This window comes from Ruegeria sp. HKCCA5426, assembly GCF_013034585.1.
Lineage (GTDB): Bacteria > Pseudomonadota > Alphaproteobacteria > Rhodobacterales > Rhodobacteraceae > Ruegeria.
Window position 1 is genome coordinate 271,654 of sequence record NZ_WQGH01000003.1, and the last position, 20,829, is coordinate 292,482.

The 20,829-nt window shown below is 56.4% G+C and carries 16 protein-coding genes; 13 read left to right on the forward strand and 3 right to left on the reverse strand.

The genetic code is table 11. From position 1 onward, the window contains the following. Nucleotides 1-11: 11 nt before the first annotated feature. The 7 genes from GOV87_RS06495 (at nucleotide 12) to GOV87_RS06525 (ending at nucleotide 8,420) form a co-directional block, all read left to right on the forward strand. Nucleotides 12-989, forward strand: coding sequence for an ABC transporter permease (locus tag GOV87_RS06495; protein WP_170482633.1), 978 nt, complete (start codon nucleotides 12-14; stop codon nucleotides 987-989). Further along, on the forward strand, nucleotides 986-1,909 hold the full coding sequence (locus tag GOV87_RS06500; RefSeq protein ID WP_171211214.1) for an ABC transporter permease: 924 nt from the start codon (nucleotides 986-988) through the stop codon (nucleotides 1,907-1,909). Before GOV87_RS06495 ends, GOV87_RS06500 begins: the two co-directional genes overlap by 4 nt. Next, the gene (locus GOV87_RS06505; protein WP_170387152.1) at nucleotides 1,906-2,883 is read left to right on the forward strand and encodes an ABC transporter ATP-binding protein; all 978 of its coding nucleotides are present in this window, start codon (nucleotides 1,906-1,908) and stop codon (nucleotides 2,881-2,883) included. The genes GOV87_RS06500 and GOV87_RS06505 overlap by 4 nt, the downstream gene beginning before the upstream one ends. After that, nucleotides 2,880-3,884, forward strand: a complete 1,005-nt coding sequence (locus tag GOV87_RS06510; protein ID WP_170387154.1) for an ABC transporter ATP-binding protein — start codon at nucleotides 2,880-2,882, stop codon at nucleotides 3,882-3,884. Before GOV87_RS06505 ends, GOV87_RS06510 begins: the two co-directional genes overlap by 4 nt. A 20-nt stretch (nucleotides 3,885-3,904) precedes the next feature. Next, nucleotides 3,905-5,311 (forward strand): amidohydrolase, encoded by a 1,407-nt coding sequence (locus GOV87_RS06515; protein WP_170387156.1) that lies wholly within the window; start codon nucleotides 3,905-3,907, stop codon nucleotides 5,309-5,311. Nucleotides 5,312-5,323: 12 nt separating this feature from the next. Beyond that, complete coding sequence (locus tag GOV87_RS06520) at nucleotides 5,324-6,709, forward strand: M20 family metallopeptidase (protein ID WP_170555235.1); 1,386 nt, start codon at nucleotides 5,324-5,326, stop codon at nucleotides 6,707-6,709. 400 nt (nucleotides 6,710-7,109) lie between these two features. Beyond that, nucleotides 7,110-8,420 carry an MFS transporter gene (locus GOV87_RS06525; RefSeq protein ID WP_170387160.1) on the forward strand — a complete coding sequence of 437 codons (1,311 nt, stop codon included), beginning with the start codon at nucleotides 7,110-7,112 and terminating at the stop codon, nucleotides 8,418-8,420. A 205-nt stretch (nucleotides 8,421-8,625) separates the two neighbouring features. Here the strand turns inward: GOV87_RS06525 and GOV87_RS06530 are convergent, their stop codons facing one another. Further along, nucleotides 8,626-9,177 carry a 2OG-Fe(II) oxygenase gene (locus GOV87_RS06530; RefSeq protein ID WP_170387162.1) on the reverse strand — a complete coding sequence of 184 codons (552 nt, stop codon included), beginning with the start codon at nucleotides 9,175-9,177 and terminating at the stop codon, nucleotides 8,626-8,628. A gap of 520 nt (nucleotides 9,178-9,697) precedes the next feature. Between GOV87_RS06530 and iadA the strand changes: the two genes are divergently transcribed. From iadA to GOV87_RS06560, 6 genes are all read left to right on the forward strand, one after another. Continuing rightward, a complete protein-coding gene (gene iadA, locus GOV87_RS06535) occupies nucleotides 9,698-10,864 on the forward strand; it encodes a beta-aspartyl-peptidase (protein ID WP_170387164.1) in 1,167 nt (388 codons plus the stop codon). Nucleotides 10,865-10,919: 55 nt separating this feature from the next. After that, nucleotides 10,920-11,810, forward strand: coding sequence for a cyanophycinase (locus GOV87_RS06540; protein ID WP_170387166.1), 891 nt, complete (start codon nucleotides 10,920-10,922; stop codon nucleotides 11,808-11,810). Between the two features lie 20 nt (nucleotides 11,811-11,830). Further along, the gene (gene cphA, locus GOV87_RS06545; RefSeq protein WP_171211215.1) at nucleotides 11,831-14,632 is read left to right on the forward strand and encodes a cyanophycin synthetase; all 2,802 of its coding nucleotides are present in this window, start codon (nucleotides 11,831-11,833) and stop codon (nucleotides 14,630-14,632) included. 14 nt (nucleotides 14,633-14,646) lie between these two features. Then, on the forward strand, nucleotides 14,647-16,383 hold the full coding sequence (locus tag GOV87_RS06550; protein WP_171211216.1) for a Mur ligase family protein: 1,737 nt from the start codon (nucleotides 14,647-14,649) through the stop codon (nucleotides 16,381-16,383). A gap of 486 nt (nucleotides 16,384-16,869) precedes the next feature. Further along, nucleotides 16,870-17,691, forward strand: a complete 822-nt coding sequence (locus GOV87_RS06555; protein WP_170623321.1) for an ankyrin repeat domain-containing protein — start codon at nucleotides 16,870-16,872, stop codon at nucleotides 17,689-17,691. Nucleotides 17,692-17,928: 237 nt separating this feature from the next. Then, nucleotides 17,929-18,105: a hypothetical protein gene (locus GOV87_RS06560; RefSeq protein WP_170586705.1), complete on the forward strand. Its 177-nt coding sequence runs from the start codon at nucleotides 17,929-17,931 to the stop codon at nucleotides 18,103-18,105. A gap of 490 nt (nucleotides 18,106-18,595) precedes the next feature. Here the strand turns inward: GOV87_RS06560 and GOV87_RS06565 are convergent, their stop codons facing one another. Further along, nucleotides 18,596-19,516, reverse strand: a complete 921-nt coding sequence (locus tag GOV87_RS06565; RefSeq protein ID WP_371813475.1) for a VapE domain-containing protein — start codon at nucleotides 19,514-19,516, stop codon at nucleotides 18,596-18,598. Nucleotides 19,517-19,624: 108 nt separating this feature from the next. Then, the gene (locus tag GOV87_RS06570; RefSeq protein ID WP_171211218.1) at nucleotides 19,625-20,677 is read right to left on the reverse strand and encodes a hypothetical protein; all 1,053 of its coding nucleotides are present in this window, start codon (nucleotides 20,675-20,677) and stop codon (nucleotides 19,625-19,627) included. Between the last annotated feature and the right edge of the window lie 152 nt (nucleotides 20,678-20,829).

The following is a 20,829-nucleotide window of genomic DNA, read 5'->3' on the forward strand; positions in this document are numbered from 1 at the left end:
GGAATGTCCTCATGACCGTTTTTGTCATTCGCCGATTGCTGCAAGCAATGCTTGTTGTCTTCCTGATGTCGGTGATTGTCTTTTTTGGCGTCAACATCGTTGGTGACCCGGTCTACATGCTGGTAAGCCCCGACGCGGATCAGGCTGACATCGAAGCGGCCATTCGACGGCTTGGATTGGATCGGCCTATTTGGGAACAGTACTGGTTGTTCCTCAAAGGTGCGGCACAGGGTGACCTCGGCGATAGCTTCGTCTTCGGTGAGCCCGCGCTCAAACTGATCCTGCACCATATGCCTGCCACGATGGAACTGGCCTTCAGTGCACTCTTTCTTGCCATCGTGATCGGAATTCCATTGGGGCTTTATGCCGGGCTCTATCCCGACAGCCCGCTTTCCAAAGGCGTTATGGCTGGCTCGATTCTCGGTTTCTCGCTGCCGACCTTCTGGGTCGGACTAATGCTCATCATGCTGTTTGCCGTAGAACTTAGATGGGTCCCTGCGACAGGTCGTGGCGACATCGGCTCGTTTCTTGGGATTCACAGCAGCCTTTTTACGCTCGATGGGTTGAGCCACATCTTCCTGCCTGCTCTCAACCTGGCACTTCTTAAGATTTCGCTGGCAATCCGTCTCACCCGAGCGGGTGTCAGGGAAGCGATGGGACAGGATTACGTTAAATATGCCCGGGCCAAAGGGCTTTCGACCCGACGCATCATTCTGGTGCATGTAATGAAGAACATTATGATCCCGGTAGTGACCGTCATGGGCCTCGAATTCGGCAGTTTGATCGGGTTCTCGGTGGTGACTGAATCAATCTTCGCGTGGCCGGGAATGGGCAAACTGCTGATCGACGCAATACTGCAATTGGATCGGCCTGTCGTCGTCGCCTATCTGATGATCATCGTACTGTTCTTCGTGCTGATCAATCTGATCGTCGACATACTTTACTCGATCCTCGATCCGAGGGTTCGTTTGCAGGATCAGGGCGCATGACCGACACCGTCACAGATCATTCGCTGACCACCGCCAAATCCCCTAAGGCCGAGACGCCGTTCCAGCGATTTCGGGCCGAGTTCTTCGAAAGCAGGATCGCGACAGCGGCGCTCGGCATATTCCTGATCATCGTTCTTTTGGCCATCCTGGCACCCTGGATCACACCGCAGAACCCCTACGATCTTGGTCAGGTCAGCGTCATGGATGGGCGCTTGCCGCCAGGTTCCGAAGCCTTCGACGGATATACAATGTGGCTCGGCTCGGACGGGTCTGGGCGCGATCTCTACTCGGCAATTCTCTATGGTTTGCGTATCTCTCTGACCGTTGGGCTTGCATCTGGAGTGATTGCCCTTCTGATCGGTATGGCGATCGGTCTGGTCGCGGCCTACGCTGGTGGCCGGACCGAAGCGTTCATTATGCGCATCGTGGATCTTCAACTTTCGTTCCCGGCATCGCTGGTTGCGCTGATGATGGTTGCGGCACTTGGTAAGGGTGTCGACAAGATCATTCTTGCCCTCGTAATTGCGCAATGGGCCTACTACGCCCGCACGGTGCGCGCGACCGCGCTTGTCGAGCGCGGAAAGGAATATGTTGAAGCCGCACAATGTCTCGGCATTTCGCGTTCGCGGATCGTCTTTCGGCATATTCTCCCGAATTGCATGGCGCCTCTGATTGTCGTTGGCACGGTACAAACCGCCAGTGCGATCTCATTGGAAGCGACGCTTTCGTTCCTTGGCGTAGGACTTCCACAGACTGAGCCGTCGATCGGGGTGCTGATCGCAAATGGATTCGAATACATGCTTTCAGGACGCTACTGGATTTCCGTTTTTCCCGGCGTCGCGCTGTTAATGACGGTGGTGTCCATCAACCTTGTTGGCGACCATTTGCGCGATGTTCTGAACCCGAGGTTGAAGAGATGACTGAAGTACTCGAAGTCAGCGGGCTGAAGACCCACTTCTTCACGCACGCGGGTGTGGTCAAGGCCGTAGATGGTGTGGATTTCACCGTCTCCAAGGGCGAGGTAATGGGTCTGGTGGGTGAGTCCGGGTCGGGCAAGTCGATCACCGGGTTTTCCATCCTTGGGCTGATCGAACCTCCCGGGCGCATCGTCGATGGGTCAATCCGTTTTAATGGTGACGAGATCGCGAACGCACCGGAAGAGCGACTCAAGACCTTGCGTGGCAACCGAATCTCGATGATCTTTCAGGATCCGATGATGACGCTCAACCCGGTCCTGCGCGTCGATACGCAGATGATCGAGGCCATTCTCGCCCATGAAAACGTAAGCCGCCAAACCGCCTGGGAAAGAAGCCGTGATGCGCTTGGTTTGGTTGGCATCCCATCGCCGGAAGAGCGATTGCAAGCCTATCCGCATCAGCTTTCCGGTGGGATGCGGCAGCGCGTGGCGATTGCGACAGCCTTCTTGAACCAGCCGGACCTCATTATTGCCGACGAGCCGACGACAGCGCTCGACGTGACAATTCAGGCGCAGATCATCCACGAGGCACAGAAGCTGACGAAACGCACGGGAACTGCGATGATCTGGATCACGCATGACCTTGCCGTTGTGGCAGGGCTCGCGGACCGGATTTCGGTGATGTACGCAGGACGGATCGTTGAGCAAGGCGGTATCGACGATGTTATCGACCGTCCGTTGCATCCCTATACGGTCGGGCTTCTCGGATCGGTTCCGACGGCGAACCGGCGTGGGCAGCGTTTGTTCCAGATCGAAGGGATGACGCCAAACATGCTCGCCCTGCCTGAAGGATGCGCCTTTGGACCGCGTTGTCAGGCCCTAACGGCAGCGTGTTCCAAGCGCCCCCCGATTAAGGACGTGGATGGCCGCAGCCTTCGCTGTTTCAATCCGCAACGCACCAAGGAGACGACGCTTTGACTGAGCCGCTCGTTGAAATCCGAGGCGTTTCGAAGCGCTTCACCAAACGTTTGGACGTCGCGGGGAAAATCGCACAGCGACTTGGCGCAAACATCCGGGAAGAAACGGTCCATGCTGTCGATAACGTGAACCTGTCGATTCAAAAGGGTGAGGTTCTGGGATTGGTCGGCGAATCCGGCTGCGGCAAGTCCACTTTGGGACGTGTTGTTGCCGGCATTCACCCTGCAAGTGACGGACAGATGTTCTACGGAGGCAAAGATGTTGCGACGTTGAACGGCACCGACAAACGCGCGGCGACCCTCGCAATTCAGATGATCTTCCAGGACCCCTTTGCCAGCCTAAATCCGCGAATGCGCGTCGAAGATATCATCGGCGAAGCACCGCGTATGCATGGGATCGTCAGCAAAGCAGAGAGTGCGGAATACGTGGACGACGTGATGCGCAAGGTCGGCCTCGACCCGTCGCTCAAGCGGCGTTACGCGCATCAGTTTTCCGGCGGTCAGAGGCAACGGATTGGAATTGCACGTGCGCTCGCCGTGAAGCCGAAGTTCCTTGTCTGCGACGAAGCCATCGCTGCGCTGGACGTGTCGATCCAGGCGCAGGTTATCAACTTGTTCATGGATCTGCGCGAAGAGCTGGGCCTGACCTATCTGTTCATCAGCCATGACCTGAGCGTCGTCGAACACATCGCCGACCGCGTGGCGATCATGTATCTGGGCCGCATTGTCGAGAGCGCATCGACTGAGGAAATTTTTTCGGACCCGCGCCATCCCTACACGAAAGCGCTGCTTGCAGAGGCTCCGCGCCTTGATCAGCGCCGGCGTGATTTTGCCCCGATTGAGGGGGAAATTCCGTCGCCGCTAGATCCGCCATCTGGATGTACCTTCCACCCGCGTTGCCCCGTGGCGACCGCTGAGTGCCGCACCACTGTTCCTGAACTGAAAGCGGGGCGCGGCGGGCGCGAAACGGCTTGCCTGCTGGAACACGCCGAAACCGTTTGAACGAGAAGCTGGAGAGCCCCTTGAAAAACGCCGATCCGATCTGGGACCACGTCGACCGCCATCGTGATGATTTTATCGCCTTGTCAGATCGAGTCTTTGACACGCCCGAGACGCTTTATGCCGAGTACAAGTCCGTCGCCGAACATGTGCAGATGTTACGCGCTCAGGGGTTCAAGATAACAGAGAACGCAGCTGGCATTCCTACGGCCGTGATTGGCGAAGCAGGAGACGAGGGTCCGGTGATTGCCATCCTCGGTGAGTTCGATGCGCTGCCATATCTGAGCCAGGCGCCGGGTGTGGCTGAACATCAGCCGCTTGAAGAGGGCGGCAACGGGCATGGGTGTGGTCACAATCTGTTAGGGGCCGCCGCACTCTTGGCCGCGACGGCGGTGAAAGACTGGCTGGCCGAAAACGGCATCAAGGGCCGTGTGCGATACTATGGCTGCCCCGCTGAAGAAGGGGGCGCGGCCAAGACATACATGGTGCGTGAAGGACTGTTCGATGATGTCGACGCAGCCATCTCGTGGCATCCAGCGACCTTCACAGGCGTGAATGAGGCCAGATCGCTCGCAAACACCCGGATCGATTTCACTTTTCATGGAAAAGCTGCCCATGCGGCGGGTGCACCGGAATTGGGTAGGTCGGCGCTTGATGCGGTTGAACTGATGAACATCGGTGTAAATTACCTGCGCGAGCACATGCCCGACAGCGCCCGGGTGCACTACGCCTATCTCGATGCAGGTGGTGTTGCGCCGAACGTGGTGCAGGCCAAGGCCACGGTGCGCCAGCTCGTCCGCGCCAGTTCGCTACCCGACCTCGCCGATCTGGTTACGCGTGTCAGAAAGATTGCAGATGGTGCGGCGCTGATGACCGGAACGCAGGTCACAAGTCAGGTCTTTTCCGGCGTTTCAAACCTGCTTGGAAACCGTCCTTTGGAAGAAACCATGCAGCACGAGCTAGAGAAACTCGGACCCGTCGCCTTTGACGAGTCAGACCTCAGCTTTGCCCGTGAGATTCAGACTACATTGACCACGGCTGACATCAACACGACCTTCAAGCGGATCGGAGCTAAGCCCAGAAAGGATCTCGCACTCTGCGACTTCATCGCACCTCTTGATCGCCACAGCGATGGTGGCGAAGGCTCAACAGATGTCGGGGATGTGAGTTGGGCTGTTCCGACGGTTCAGGCTCGGGTCGCGACCTGCGCAATTGGAACGCCATTTCATACCTGGCAAACAGTTGCACAAGGCAAGGCACCCGCAGCGCACAAAGGCATGATCTACGCCGCAAAGGCAATGGCCGCGACAGCCTGTCGACTGGTTGAGGACCCGTCACGCATCGATGCTGCGCGCGCGACGCATCAAGACCATCTGGGCGAAACGCCGTACACATGTCCGATCCCTGCAGACGTGCGCCCACCTGTCTGAGGGAAAGTGAACATGACCCGCGCTGCTGCCATAGACAACGTCGCCGAATATTTTGACAGCGGTCGATTTGCAACCGATCTTAGCGAACTGGTTGCCCATGAGACGGAGAGCCAGACACCAGAGAAAGCGGCGGAACTTCCGCGCTATCTTGAAGAAGCCCTCGTTCCGCGCCTGCACAGTCTTGGGTTCTCCTGTGCAATACACCCGAACCCTGTGCCAGATGCAGGTCCTATCCTTGTCGCTGAACGCATCGAGGACGACACAGGCCCAACGATCCTGTCCTATGGGCATGGCGACGTGATCCGCGCCCAAACCGATCAGTGGCGCAACGGGCTTTACCCGTTTCGTCTTGTGGATGAGGGCGATTGCCTCTTCGGACGCGGTACCGCTGACAACAAGGGACAACACCTCATCAACTTGGCTGCGTTGAGCTCCGTCATCGACGCTCGTGGATCACTCGGCTTCAACATTCGAATCCTTATTGAAATGGGTGAGGAGATGGGGTCGCCGGGGCTGTCGGAGTTTTGCGCCACGCACAAAGAAAACCTTGCCGCGGATGTCCTGATCGCATCGGACGGACCACGCCTTCAGTCAGACACGCCGACGATGTTCATGGGTGCACGGGGCGGCAATTCGTTCGACCTCATCGTTGACCTTCGAGACGGCGCACATCATTCCGGTAACTGGGGCGGTTTGCTTGCCGACCCCGCGATGATCCTTGCGCAAGCCCTCTCGACGATCACCGATGTGAGGGGCCAAATCCAAATACCAGAGTGGCGGCCGACCAGCCTAACCGAAGACATCCGGCATACCCTGCGCAATTTGCCGGTAGGCGGAGATGGCGGTCCGAAGATTGACGAAGACTGGGGCGAAGAAAGTCTGACACCGGCCGAACGGGTCTTTGGCTGGAACAGCTTTGCGATCCTCGCAATGAAAAGCGGTGTCCCCGAAGAGCCGGTTAACGCGATCTCGGGATATGCCAAGGCCGCCTGTCAGCTCCGCTTCGTTGTTGGCACCGATCAAGCCGGTATCCTGTCGGCCCTTCGTCGCCACCTTGATGCAAGAGGATTTCAGATCGTTAAAATCAAACCTCACGACCGCGGATTTTTCGATGCGACGCGGACATCGCCGGAGCATCCTTGGGTGTCGTTTGTCGCGCGTTCGCTGGAAGAAACGTCTGGAAAGCGGCCACATATTCTGCCAAATCTCGCCGGTTCCCTGCCCAATGAGGTCTTTTCCGATGTGCTCGGCCTCCCAACGATTTGGGTGCCTCATTCCTATCGTGGCTGTTCACAGCACGCGCCAAACGAACACGTGTTGAAGTCGGTGTCGCGTGATGCATTGCGGGCAATGGCCGGTCTTTTCTGGGATATTGGTGACCTTGCCAGGCCACTCTGACCGCGCGCCACAAAGGCTTTCATCCATACCTGGATCGGGCGGGTATCGCACTCCCGACTTTAACAGACCGCTTTGCGGACAAAACCGACTTTTGTAGCCACGACTATTGCTCATACTGAAAGTGCTTGCATCCGCAGCGGTAGATTTTTCGGTCGAGCAATGATTTCCGGTTTGCGGCCATTCTACTGGGCCAATCCAGCCCGAGTTCAAGCTATCCTTTCGGTGTAATCAGCGTTGAAAATTGAACGCCAGCGAAGCGGGCTCCCAAAAAGAGAAAACGAAATTCCGTTTTTGAATTTTTTTAACTTGCACGATTAGCAAAAACGACATCGGGTCGCTGGCAGGAAAGATAAAATGAGGAAACAGGTTTGACTAGTTCCCAGTCCATTGAGCACTTCTCATGCACGAACGTCGAATACCAGAATGGCTTCGCCATGCGCCAGCACCCAGCGTGCGGGGATTCGCCATTCTGGCGGGAACGGAGGCGATTGCCAGGGGTATTTTGATCTCTGTCTTTCCGGTAGCGATGTACAACGCGCTGAAGGATGCGCGATTTGTATCCGAAATTTATTTCGCCATTGGCGCGGTATCACTCTTGATCGGTCTTCTGGTTCCCTACCTGATCCGGTTTGTCCCACGGAGATGGGTCTATGTGTTCGGCACTCTTTCGTACGTCGCGGGTGCGGTTGTGACGACCGTTGCGACCCCTGCTGCCGTTATTGCGGGGCTCGCACTCACGACTTTCGCCGTTGTGACGACATTTGTGTGCTTCAACGCCTATGTACTCGACCATGTTGCCAGGATTGAACTGGGACGTTTTGAGACATCGCGGCTTTTTTACAGTGCGCTGGGTTGGACGGCTGGGCCTGCACTTGGCGCGATATTGTACGAATGGTGGCGACCTGCGCCGTTCCTGATTGCAGCCGGTGCGGCGATTGTCATGCTGCTCATCTTTCTTGTTATGCGCCTCGGAAACGGCAGGCTCATCACCAGAAGCCAAAGCGCTCCCGCAAATCCGTTCGCCTATTTCGGGAGGTTTTTTGCGCAACCGCGATTGGTTGCCGGATGGGTATTCGCGGTCGTTCGTTCCTGTGGGTGGTGGATTTATGTCGTATACCTGCCCATCTATGCGGTTCAGAACGGGCTGGGCAGCCAGCTTGGAGGGATTGCTTTATCGATTTCCAATGCCGCCCTGTTTTGCACCCCACTGATGCTTCGTTTCATGCAGCGCAGTTCGGTACGCGCAGCAGTCAGAACCGGATTCCTCATGTCCGGGCTGCTGTTTCTTTTTGCTGGAGTTCCATTCGGAATCCCTGAAGTCACAATCGCATTCTTAATGATGGGCTCAATTTTCCTGATCTTGCTCGATGTTTCCGCTGGTTTGCCGTTCCTTCTCGCAGTCAAACCTTCCGAACGAACTGAGATGTCAGCAATATACGCGAGCTTTCGCGACGTTTCGGGTATTATTACACCTGGTGCCGCCTGGCTGGTTCTTCTCGCTGCACCGCTCTCTGGCGTGTTCGCTGCGGGTGGCGCAGGTTTGCTTTGGACGTGGGTTCTGGCTCGTAAGCTGCACCCCCGGTTGGGCCAGACACGCATATCTATCGAAAGTACTTCAAAGGAAGCTGGCAAAGTTGCTTCTGATATGGTTAGCCTGCCAAACTTAGTCCATGAGAAATCAGTCGCCAGTCGCTTACCGACTGATACATAATAGAAGCCAGCCATTGAGTGACCAAAGCAACTCAGGCGTCAGTACCGTGCAGCTTCTAGGATTTAGCAGAGACGTTGGACTACAAGAAATGCCATTTCAGCGAATGTGTTAAAGGCAAGCTTAACTCTTTCGACTCTGTTTCCTACACGAAAGGAACCGTTAGCCTTGTAGTCTCGGACTCTTAATCAAACGAGTACGGAAATCATCACCGAAACGTCGGGCCATGCGCCCAGACCGTCAACGAATACCGATCACCATTCTCAACCGGTGTCACCTGATGCAACAAGAAGCTGGGAAAGATGGTCGCGCTGCCCTGATGTCGGCTGGCCGTTACAGCATAAGCGCCCGGCATTATCTCCAAGTCTCCGCCGTCGTACATTCCGGGTTTGCTGAGTTGAACCACCAGCGACAGCTTTCTTTTTCGGGCAACAGGCCCGTCGCCGATATCGGAATGCCACGCAAAATGACCACCATCTGATGCTTTATAGCAGGCAATCTGCGGACTTTCGGCGAACTCGCTCAGATCAAAGCCAAACTTGTCGGTGTTGGAGCGACGGACAACATTGATCAGGCGTGACATCACCCAATCAGAGCCTTCGACGTCGTCCAGCCAGGTCACATCCGCTCTGCGCAGATTATGATCCTTGTTTTGCCCGACAAGCAGAGCCTCGTTCGCCGGGGCTTTTTGTGATGCAGCAACAATCTGCTCACATTCCCGCGCGGTAAATGCACCGGGAATCGAATGAACTTCCAGCATTCTGTACACCATTTTTGATTGGAACTGGATTTTGCCAAAACGCACAGATGGCGCTACGCTGTTTTCGACCTAAGAGGCTGAAAGCGACGTAATTTTTCTACAATCTCAATTGTTTTGGGTCCAGGAATCCGGATTTGGAATTCACCCTAGACGTTCTCGGATCCCAAACGGTATACGATGTGCGGCTATCGCCTGCTATTGGACCTTTCAGCGAGTTGCCGAGGTTTATTCCACGCTGGCTTAAGGTCATTGCGATGGCGCGTACCGTGATGGTCGCCCGGGAGAAAAGCGGACATTCGGCTGTTCCGCAGCATAAGACAGATTGGGCTCGGAGCAACCGTTCGCCGCAACCCTTAAACACGACTACTTCGCGGACAACCTTGCCATCCGCTTCATTTTTCTCATTGTCTGCTAGTGGCGTACGACCGACATCTACGCTTTCCCCGAAAAAGGGGATGGTTCTTCTGCTGCCATTTGGTGCAAAGAAGGACGTCTTCGCTCCTACTGACGGATTTGCAACGTGTTGAAGCTCATCAAGAATGCGCGCCTCTATTCACCTGAACCTGTTGGTTTGGGCCATATTCTCACTGCGGGTGAACGCATCATTTACCTCGGCAGCAATAAACCCGAATTGCCTGTCCAGCTTCAGGCAGAGATCATTGACGTCGAAGGCGCAGCGGTTGTTCCGGGTTTTATTGATGGGCATGCGCATATAACTGGCGGTGGCGGTGAAACCGGACCAGCCAGTCGGGTGCCGCCGCTTGTCCTGTCCTCTTTCACGCGTGCCGGTGTCACTTCAGTCGTTGGAGTATTGGGCACGGACGATCTGACCCGCAACACGCAGACGCTGGTGCAACAGGCCTATGGGTTGCGCGAAGAAGGACTTTCAGCCTGGTGTCACACCGGTGGCTATCACGTCCCACTGACCACCCTCACCGGTTCAGCCCGTGGAGACATTGTGTTCCTTGATCCGGTCATCGGTGTTGGGGAACTGGCGATCAGTGATCACCGGTCGAGCCAACCGACATTGGACGAGTTTCTGCGGATCGCAAGCGAAGCGCATGTCGCAGGCCTGATGACTGGCAAGGCGGGGATTGTGCATTGCCATATGGGAGATGGCGAGCGAGGGCTGTCAATGTTGGAACAAGCTATCGCGACCTGCGAAATCCCCGCACGCGTCTTCAATCCAACCCATGTCAATCGCAACAAACCACTCTTCGAACAGGCCGTGGCGCTAGCACGGCACGGATGTTACATCGACGCTACCGCATTCCCCTGCGGACATGTCGAGCCGGGCATCTCTGCTACTGAGGCCTACATTCAGTTTCGCGATTTGGGCGGTCACGCCGACCGGTTCACCATCAGCTCTGACGGTGGTGGCTGCCTGCCCGCCTTTGACCATGAAGGCAATCTGACACGGTTTGGTGTGGGTTTGTCGGACACTTTGCCGGACACGCTGCGCGAACTCACCAACAGAGGAGTACCAATGCCCGAAGCGCTGGCTCCGCTGACCTCAAATGTCGCCGACCTGCTGAAGCTGCACCAAAAAGGTCGTCTGAACGTGGGTATGGACGCTGATTTGGTCGTTCTTGACGAAAACACTGCCGTGCGGCATGTGATGGCCCGGGGGGAATGGCATGTACGCGACGGCCAGATAGCCCGACGCGGCATGTATGAACAGGTTTGAGCGTCCGCGCGGTCCCCGGTGGCTGCCCGCTATAGCACCGGAAGGTAGTTAAGATATGTGCCCTGCACCCGTTGATGCAGAAACCCCGCGCGGGTTCATCATTCCGATCGGCGGCGGTGAAGACCGCGTAAAGGAAATGCAGATTCACCGAAAGTTCGTAGAACTGTCCGGCGGTGCCGACGCTGATATCGTCGTAATCCCGACAGCCTCGATGCTGGAAGAAACCGGACCGGACTATAACCGCATCTTTTCCGAGCTTGGTGCAGGCAAGGTTGAATTCCTGCCTATCTCGCGCCGCGCCGATTGCGACAACCCGGATTACGCGGGGATGCTGGATCGTGCTACCGGAATTTTTATGACCGGTGGGAACCAGTTGCGCCTGTCAGCGATTCTTGGAGGCACGCTGGTCGCCCAGAAAATCCGGCGCCGAAACGCGGCAGGGGTGCCGGTTGCAGGAACATCGGCCGGTGCTTCGATCATGTCCGAGCATATGGTAGCAGGTGGCAGCAGCAACTCTGGTCCAGCCGAAGGTAACATCACGCTGGCTCCCGGTATGGGTCTGACCAACGCCGTCATCATTGATCAGCACTTCACCCAACGCAACCGCCTGGGTCGATTGCTAACCGCTTCATCTTTTAACCCTTTTCTAATCGGATTGGGCGTTGACGAAGACACGGCGGCCTTCATTGGGCCCGATAACGTCTTTGAAGTAATCGGCAGCGGAACGGTTACCGTGGTGGATGCCAGCCATTTGACCCATTCTTCGATGTGGGATGCCCGTCGCGGCGAAGCACTCAGCCTTCTTGGACTTCGGCTTGACGTTCTGGGTGAAGGGTGCCGTTATGATCTGACGGCTCGCCAGGCTTTTCCGCCAGATGAGCATATGGCGTTCTGCACATTGCCGGATCTGTCCGAGGATGAGGCCGCCAACGGGGGGAAACAATAAGCTAACCAACGGGGAGCCTCATGAAAATAATCTCGACCAATATCTTTGTCGGCCCGAATGTCTGGGCAAGTTTTCCGGTCATTCGCCACGTCATTGATCTGGGCGTTCTGGAAGATTGGCCTTCGGCCAAAATTGGTTCCGAGTTTATTGATGCATTGACCCAGGCCCTTCCCGGTCTGGCGGAACATGGCTGTTCCTACCGCGAACCCGGTGGTTTCATCCGCCGATTGCGCGAAGATGAAGGCACTTGGCTTGGTCATGTTTTGGAACATTGTGCCATCGAAGTGCAGAACGTGGCCGGTTCGGATGTAACCTTTGGCCGCACGCGCGGCACAGGCGAACCCGGCCAATACAACATGGTTTACGAATACCGCCAGCGCGATGTTGGTCTGGACGCAGGCAAGCTTGCAATGCGGCTGCTGATGCATCTATTGCCGCAATCCCTCAAGGAACAGGTGGACTACGACTTCGACCCGGAATTCAACTGGGATGACGAGTTGCGTAGCTTTGTGCTGCGGGCGCAGCGCAAGGAGTTTGGTCCCTCAACCGGCTCATTGGTTAAGGCCGCGCAAGAGCGTGACATCCCTTGGATCAGGCTGAATTCTGGGTCACTGGTTCAGTTCGGGCACGGTAAATACCAGAAACGCATTCAGGCAACCATAACCTCTGAGACCAAGCATATCTCGGTCGAGATTTCCTGCGACAAGGAAGACACCCACAATCTGCTGAACGATCTGGGCCTGCCTGTGCCGCAGCAACGCATGATCTATTCCGCGCGTGAAGCCGTGCGCGCCGCCGCGCGGATCGGGCACCCGGTGGTGGTCAAACCGCTCGATGCCAATCATGGGCGTGGTGTTTCGATCAACCTGAACTCGGATGAAGAGGTCGAGGCAGGCTTTGCCGAAGCCAAGGAACATTCCCGCAGCCGCGCCATTCTGGTGGAAAGCTTCATCACCGGGTTCGATCACCGGATGCTGGTGGTGAACAACAAGCTGGTCGCTGTAGCCAAGCGCGTGCCGGGCCATGTGGTGGGCGATGGCACGCACACGATTGCCGAACTGGTCGATATCGTGAACGAGGATCCGCGCCGTGGCATCGGGCATGAAAAAGTGCTGACCATGCTGGAGATCGACAATCAGGCCAACCGCCTGATGGAAAATGCGGGCGTGACGGAAGAAACTGTGCTGCCTGACGGCGAGGTCTTCTATCTGCGATCAACCGCGAACCTGTCGACTGGCGGCACGGCCATAGATCTGACGGATGTGGTGCACCCTGACAACCGTGACATGGCCGAGCGTGCCATCATGGCCGTCGGGCTGGATGTGGGCGGCGTCGATTTCCTGATCGACGACATCACCAAATCCTACAAGGATATCGGCGGCGCGATTGTCGAGGTGAACGCCGCCCCTGGTTTCCGGATGCACGTGGCACCGTCCGAAGGTCAGCCGCGCGACGTGGCGGGCAAAGTGATCGACATGCTGTTTCCGGCCACCGAGGAAACCCGCATTCCCATCGCGGCAATCACCGGAACCAACGGCAAGACGACCACTTCAAGGATGCTGGGGCACATCATGAAAACCAGCGGCAAGACCGTTGGCATGACCTCGACCGATGGCGTTTATGTTGACGGCAAGCTGAGCGTGAAGGGCGACATGACGGGACCTAAGTCGGCACAGATCGTTCTGCGCGACCCGGCTGTCGATTTTGCGGTGATGGAAACCGCACGCGGCGGACTTGTGCGCTCGGGTCTGGGCTATCAGCGCTCGAACGTAGCGGCCTGCCTGAACGTCTCGGCAGATCATCTGGGTCTTGGCGGCATCAACACGGTTGAGGAACTGGCCGTTGTCAAACGCGTCGTGGTGGAAAGCGCCACCGACACGGCAGTTCTGAATGCCGATGACATCAACTGTTTGAAAATGGCCGACTATGCCGGTGCAGATCAGATCTTTTATGTCACCACCAATCCGGGGCACAGCCTGGTAAAGGAACATATCAAGGCAGGCGGCAAGGCAATTGTGCTTGAAAAGGGCATGAATGGTGACATGCTGACCATTTATGACAACGGTCTTCATATCCCGGTGCTGTGGTCGCATCTGATCCCGGCGGCATTGGAAGGCAAGGCCATTTTCAACGTCCAGAACGCGATGTTCGCCGCCGCGATGGCCTATAGTTTCGGAGTGGATCTGGACAATATCCGCCATGGGCTGCGCACCTTCGACACCAGCTATTTCCAGGCACCCGGGCGGATGAATGTCTATGACGAGCATCCCTTCAAGGTGATCCTCGACTATGGCCACAACCCTGCCGCGCTCAAGGCGATGGCGGCTCTGGCCGATCAGTTGGAGGTCAAGGGCCGAAGGCTGTGCGTTGTTGCGATGCCCGGCGACCGGCGCGATGAGGATATCATCGACGGGGCCGCCGCATTGGCCGGGCATTTTGATCATTTCATCTGCAAGGCAGATGACCGCCGCCGGGGCCGTGGACACGACGAAGTACCGCAAATGATGCGGCAGGCCCTGATCGACAACGGCGTCGATGATACCGCGATCACGATCATCCCGGATGAGGTCGAAGCGGTGACTGCAGCGTTGGAACGGGCCGCACCGGGCGATCTGCTGGTGATTTTCGGTGATGACACAACGCGCTGCTGGAAGCAGATCATCTATTTCAACTCCGATAGCGAAGCGCCGGTCACAGAGGCTGCGCCGGTGGCAAGCCCCATCGACACCTCGTTCGAGGACATGTTCGAAAGCGACCAGAACCTGATCCGGGATGCGCGCGGCGTGCGCCTGGCCCGCGACATCAGCGAAGACGCGGATTAAGCGGGGGTACCGGAATGGACCGGATAGAAGAGCTTGAAAACGCGCTGACAATTGAAAGCGCGTACGCCGATCATGTCCGGGTAGACGATGCCCGACGCTTGACTGGGCCGGGACTGTTGTGGAACCGCCCCGGCGCGGTGATGGATGTGTTTTTCACCGATACCGGCACCGCGCAGGTCACTGCTTTGTGGGAAAAACACGCGCGCCGCGTGCTGGACGCACTTGGCTGGCAGGATCAGGACGTAACCCACCGCAGTTTCACCGGTGGCGTCAATCTGGCGATTTCAGCACCGATGGATCAGCTCTATTCCGCTATCTTCGCGGTGCAAACCGTCTGGCATTTCTGTGCTGCCGAACTGTTGGCATCCGAGCCCGGCGATTTCGATCAGATGGTTGCGGATGTCAAAAGCGTTATGGAGAAAGAAGCCAATCCCGCGCTGATCGCCCTGATTGCGGCAGCAGAAGCGCATGGTGTGGATATCCTGTGCGATGATGACGAAGTGTCGATCGGGCACGGTACTGGCAGTCAGACCTGGCCGGTCGATGCGCTGCCTACCCCCGATGACTTGGACTGGTCGGCTCTGCACAATATCCCGGTGGCCTTCATAACCGGAACCAACGGCAAAACAACCACAACCCGTTTACTTGAGGCGGTCGCGCGCGCTTCGGGCAAGGTTGCCGGGCTGACCTCGACCGAATTTGTGCGGGTGGGAGACGACATTCTCGACCGTGGCGATTATTCCGGCCCCGGCGGCGGGCGAATGCTGTTGCGTGACAAAAGGCTGGAGGTCGCCTGTCTGGAAGTCGCGCGCGGAGGAATCCTGCGCCGGGGGCTGCCGACCCGCGCGGCAACGGCAGCGGCGGTCACCAATGTGGCAAACGACCATCTGGGGCAATACGGGGTCAACACGGTGCCGGAACTGGCTCAGGCCAAATTCGCCGTGCATCGCACGCTGGCCGAGGGTGGCGTGCTGGCACTGAATGCCGATGACTTGTATGTCCGCGCAGAAGCGGAAAATACATCCGCAAATATCTGGTGGTTCTCGCTGGATGCGCAGAACAACCTTGTCCGTCAGGCGCGTGATGCGGGCAAGTGCTGCGCCTATGTGCAGGAGGGAGATATCGTCTTTTTCGACGGTGCGGTCGAACAGGTAGTCATTGCAGTTTCCGATGTTCCCCTGACCATGGGCGGCGCTGCGAAATACAATATCCTGAACGCGCTGGCGGCCCTGTGCCTTGCCTTGGCACTGGACTTGCCCGTTCAGGGGGCTCGGGATGGGTTGGCCGGGTTCAAACCCGACGCCAAGGACAACCCCGGACGCTGCAACGAGTTTAGTTACAATAATGCGCGTGTTTTTGTGGATTTTGCGCATAACCCGCATTCGATTTCGGCCGTTTGCGATGCGCTGTCAAGCCTACCGGCGAAACGGCGTTACATTATGCTCAGCCATGCTGGCGATCGGTCGGATCAGGATATTCGGGACGTTACCGCGACGGCGTTAAATTTCCAGCCCGACGTGGTCGTCGCAGCCGAACTGGAAGGGTATTTAAGAGGTCGCGAATTGGGAGAAATCCCGGACCTGATCAAAAAATCCGCCTTAGAACAGGGATATGACGCGCAACAAGTCCTGAGAGCATCTTCGCCCTCTCTAGCTGCCTCGATGATATTGGAAAAGCTGGAACCGGGTGATCTTGCCTTGCTGTTGGTTCTGTCCGAACGCGACGCCGTGCTCGCGATGCTCGACGGATAAACAGAGCCGGGTGCCGGTGTCACGCAGTTGTAGCTAGCACACGGCGATGTAAGCGCGCGCAAATGCAAACAGGCAGGGAAGTATGCACCAAAAATGTTGCACCTTCGACCTGAGACCGATCGGAGGCGGACTACGGTGCAGAACCCGCCAAGTGATCGTTGCGCAGTATCCGGTACTTTGGGCTCAGTGGAGACTTTGAGTGAATTCCACTCAACGACCGCAGTGCGGAAAATGCTGTCGTTCTGTGCGAAGCAGCAGGCCCTCGAAATTGACTCCGAGCCGACATCCATAAATTGACTCAATTGCTGCGGATGCAGCCCGCTTAGCCATCATGCGTTGCGATGGTGGTAATACTTCTTTTGCGAGCGACCACAAAGCTGACGAACTGGCGCGAACGTCGCACAGGAACCCATTTCTTCCGTAGAATTTGGTACAACGACTCAATCTGCTTATGATTGGCTTAAGCCGTTGAATTCGGAGGCGCATATGTTTCGACTAATTATAGTCACTCTGTCGCTGTTCATCTTTCCGTTTGAGAAGGCATTGGCGGAAATCATCCATCTTCACGCCAAACGTGGAAATATTGAGGGCGTTCTCGCGGAGCTAGAAAAGGGTGTGCCGCTCGAACTTCGCAGTACGAACATGACAAGTGCACCGGGCGTTACACCGCTTTTTGTTGCGGCAAAATTCGGCCATACTGAGTTGGTTGAACTTCTTCTTGAGCGAGGTGCCGATCCCACAATTTTTTTCTATCAGGGAAATGATATTTATACGGTTGGAACCGCTCTCCACCATGCGGCCGGGTATGGTCATATCGAAGTAGTAAAAGTGCTCATTGAGGCTGGGGCGGATCCAGCCAGCTATGAACCATATATCTCAACTCCTTTGCATCAGGCGCTGAGAGCGGGGCACATAGAAATCGCCGAGGTGCTCATCGAAGCGGGAGCGCCACAGCGAGTAGAGAGCCAACCGATTGCCGATAAGTTGCAAGGTGCCAATGTTTCAAATGGAGAGTTTCTAGCCAAGGGGTGCGAAGTCTGCCACGGCAAACCTTCGTCGACGGGGATAACAGGTGATAATGGGCCCAACTTTTGGGGAGTATTCGAACGACCCACTGCGTCCGATCCCGAGTTTTCTTATTCAAGTTATTTGCGCGAATTAGGTTTGGTGTGGGATGCAGATACACTGAATAGCTATCTCGCTAGCCCATATCAGTTTGTACCCGGGACGACCAAAGTGATGCTCGGAATTGAAAATGAAAAAGATCGCGTGGATATCATTGCATATCTCGCAACATTGAAAGATTGAGCTGAATTCGGATGGCGACCAGTTTGTCCCGCTTTGCTGGGAGATGACAAAGTGTAGCGAACGTCTGCATTTCACCCACTCCGAAAATTGTTTGCCATGAAGCATCGGTCACATTGGGCTCAGTGTCGTCATCTGACGGTTTTAGTCGGATGACGGCTTTACCCCGGACTGCGGACATCACTGCGTTGATTCCAAAGGCGACAACTTCGTGTTTCAAGGGTGTCAGGAGGATAGTCCATGTCGCATCTATTCTGGCCGGACCAAGAGCTTCTCAACCGCATCAAGCATATGTTCCTAAAGCCACGGGGGGTTGCTCGTGGAGACGACCGAAAGCTTCTCAGCGGCGTCATCCATGTAATTCGCAATGGCTTGCGTTGGTGGGACGCTCCATCCGACTATGAGTCCAGAGCCTAGGAAGCAATCCTAGGGTTGGATCTTTGATTGCTAGCTGGCACGAGTTGCTGGAACAATCTACGAAGATCGAAATAGGTCTGTTATCGCTGGATGCCCCAAAAACTACGGAAAGCCGGGGCTCCGCGCACCCCCCCCAAGGGGCGGCTTTCTTCTCGGAGGGACCCAAGCGAGGTTTCTCCTTAGGTCATAGCCCCCCCATAAGCACCTTTCCCGCCTACATCGCCACTGCTTGCCACCCACATGGGGGAGCCTCCCCTGCAGGAGGGGCCACGGGAATCGACAACCCGGGGAGTGTAGCCTTCGTGACCCTGTGACCCGTAGATCGCAAATCTCTCCGTGGTACTCTCAACAACCTTTTCAGACCCTCTCGGGATCACTCCCAATCAACCTTCCTAATATTAGGGGTCACAAGGGTCACAATAGTGTAACAGCATGATATAAAATAGGATTGCGTGACTCCTCCAGCGGTGTATGAGGGGCGCGGCAGGGGTCACAACAGTTCATTTGCCCCTCGCATCCAGACTTTCCCGCTCCGCGTGTGGATCTTTTCGAAGCCCATTGATTTTAAGATGACCCCAACCCGCTTGGAATTTGCCATGGTTTGGTTTACCGGCTTCAGCTCCAAAGCATCGCTGAAAACTTCCCCCATGCGGATCACGCAGCGGTCGACGCGGTCATCATCTACGTACCGCTGGATCTTTTCTACCCAAGGGTCGATCTCTCGGGCTACGTCCTGCACCGGGCGGGCGTGTGCGACCTCGAACTCCCGATCCATCCACCATGGTTCGCCGCCCTTGAAGGCGGCCACAGCTTCGGCAAAAAGCTGATCGCGCTCAGTTCGCAGCTGCGGAATATCGATCAACCCTGGAACCTTAATTGGCCAGAAGCGCCGGCCCCCTGTGGGGTCGCGCAGGAACTCATCATCATTGGACGTCCCGATAAAGATGCACGTGCGTGGAACGTTTGTATAGAATTTGCTCCATGGGAAGCGCACACGGTCGATCTTGCCCGACAGGAACGCTTTTTGGTCTTCTTGATCCGTTTTGCGGCTTGGGGCCAACTCCGCCATCTCAACCAGCCACAGCCCGACCAGATGACGCATCGCTTCCTCCTTGTTATGGATCGAAGGCAGTGTATCGCTGAAATAGCCCTCCCCAGCGAGGATTTCGCCAAGCGTGCTTTTTCCTTGGTCCTGTGCCCCATGGAAGACCACCATGTGATCGAACTTACAGCCCGGTTCTATCATCCTCGCAACCATTGCAATCAACATCTTGCGGCCAACTGCCCGGGCGTAGGGGGTATCTGAGGTTCCCACGGTCCGAATTAGCCAATCATCAATCCGAGGCCCGCCGTCCCATTCAAGCCCGTTAAGGTAGTCCAAAATTGGGTGGTAGGCGAAGCGTCTAGCCACTACCCCTAAAGCATCTGTGACATTCTGTTTCGTTGCCTTGTTCAGCCCGGCCGTTTCGATCCCGACTTGCGCTAGGGACAATGTGGCATCGTCGACCTTCCCGCCTTCCTATTCCATTTCGTGATTCAGTTTGTTGAAGCGCAGCCCGGGCACAATCGAATCTATATGCCGCCCCAAGATATGGATGGTGTTACTTAAATTGTTCACCAGCTGTCCGTTTCCTAAGGTGATCGGGCTGCCCCAATCTGGTGCGACCATTCCCGGCGGGGGAGCCAGGCCGATTAGATCGTCCCAATCGTCGGGATCAATCATACTACTTTTCTTGGGCCCCGTTGTTGTCGCCTCGGGCACGTCCTCCAAGGTCAGCATGTGCGATAGATCGGGCAGAGGGTCTACCGGCCGCAGCGCCCCGTGCTTCAGCTGTGTCGTGATTATTCGCGTGGCGTCCTTTTCGCCGCCGTAGGCGGCAAGGTAGCCGTTGGATTCCAAAGCGGGTAGGAAGGCATCAAATACGTCGTCTGGCTGTACCAGGTTATTGGCGATCAGACCTCTCAATAGAAACGCCTCGCGGGCAAGCGCGCCGTTGCGGTTTTCCCCTTGGATTGTGGCCGCCAGTCGCTTAGCGGATTGCCGCAGCATCGCCGCTGCGGCCTTCACACGACCGGTGTCGTTGGAAAGGTCTACCGCTGCCATCGGCTCGGACAAGTTCTTCTCGCGCTTTCCTATGGCATTGGCATCGAGGTCGTCGCACTGGTCGACAAAACGGCCGTCTATTAGCCGGACGTCCGGTGTGGTTTTGCCGAATACATAGCCAAAGGTGAAAGATTGAGATGCGGTAAAAGACTCGTTAGCAAGCACACCGCCCAACGCCCCATTCAGTCTGGCCACCAGCTGTGCGCGGCCGGAGGGTGACAACTCCTTTGAGCAAGGGCACAAGGCGCGCCAGCGGTGTTTTCTGTTCAATGGGTCATGCGAAGGCGACGTGTATAGAAAGGCGGCAACGTTTACCTTACGTAGTAGCTTTTCGGTTTCATCAAGGCTCATCAAGCCCGCATCGTAGTCGACTTCGATGCCCGAGATAGCGATGTGAGCCGCGTTACTTTGCAGCGCGTTTTTCTCGGTGCGCTCGCCAGAAAAGCGGCCGAGCTTGATATGGGCCATTGCGCTCTTGCTGGAAGCGCAAAACTCGCCGCTGGACACGCGCTTCGCCAGCTGCCGCAGTGTTGCCTCTTCCTCTTCAGACTGTTGCGCATAGCGATTTGCGAAAAACGTGATCGCAAGCGGGTTATCCAGTGCAGGTCGCAGATTGTTGC

Bases quoted from the DNA above. Each gene is read 5' to 3' on its own strand.
- GOV87_RS06505 (WP_170387152.1), top strand. From the start codon at position 1,906: ATGACTGAAGTACTCGAAGTCAGCGGGCTGAAGACCCACTTCTTCACG.
- GOV87_RS06530 (WP_170387162.1), bottom strand. From the start codon at position 9,177: ATGCTGGAAGTTCATTCGATTCCCGGTGCATTTACCGCGCGGGAATGT.
- GOV87_RS06500 (WP_171211214.1), top strand. From the start codon at position 986: ATGACCGACACCGTCACAGATCATTCGCTGACCACCGCCAAATCCCCT.
- cphA (WP_171211215.1), top strand. From the start codon at position 11,831: ATGAAAATAATCTCGACCAATATCTTTGTCGGCCCGAATGTCTGGGCA.
- GOV87_RS06560 (WP_170586705.1), top strand. From the start codon at position 17,929: ATGTCGCATCTATTCTGGCCGGACCAAGAGCTTCTCAACCGCATCAAG.
- GOV87_RS06570 (WP_171211218.1), bottom strand. From the start codon at position 20,677: ATGGCCCATATCAAGCTCGGCCGCTTTTCTGGCGAGCGCACCGAGAAA.
- GOV87_RS06550 (WP_171211216.1), top strand. From the start codon at position 14,647: ATGGACCGGATAGAAGAGCTTGAAAACGCGCTGACAATTGAAAGCGCG.
- GOV87_RS06555 (WP_170623321.1), top strand. From the start codon at position 16,870: ATGTTTCGACTAATTATAGTCACTCTGTCGCTGTTCATCTTTCCGTTT.
- GOV87_RS06520 (WP_170555235.1), top strand. From the start codon at position 5,324: ATGACCCGCGCTGCTGCCATAGACAACGTCGCCGAATATTTTGACAGC.
- GOV87_RS06495 (WP_170482633.1), top strand. From the start codon at position 12: ATGACCGTTTTTGTCATTCGCCGATTGCTGCAAGCAATGCTTGTTGTC.
- GOV87_RS06525 (WP_170387160.1), top strand. From the start codon at position 7,110: ATGCACGAACGTCGAATACCAGAATGGCTTCGCCATGCGCCAGCACCC.
- GOV87_RS06540 (WP_170387166.1), top strand. From the start codon at position 10,920: ATGTGCCCTGCACCCGTTGATGCAGAAACCCCGCGCGGGTTCATCATT.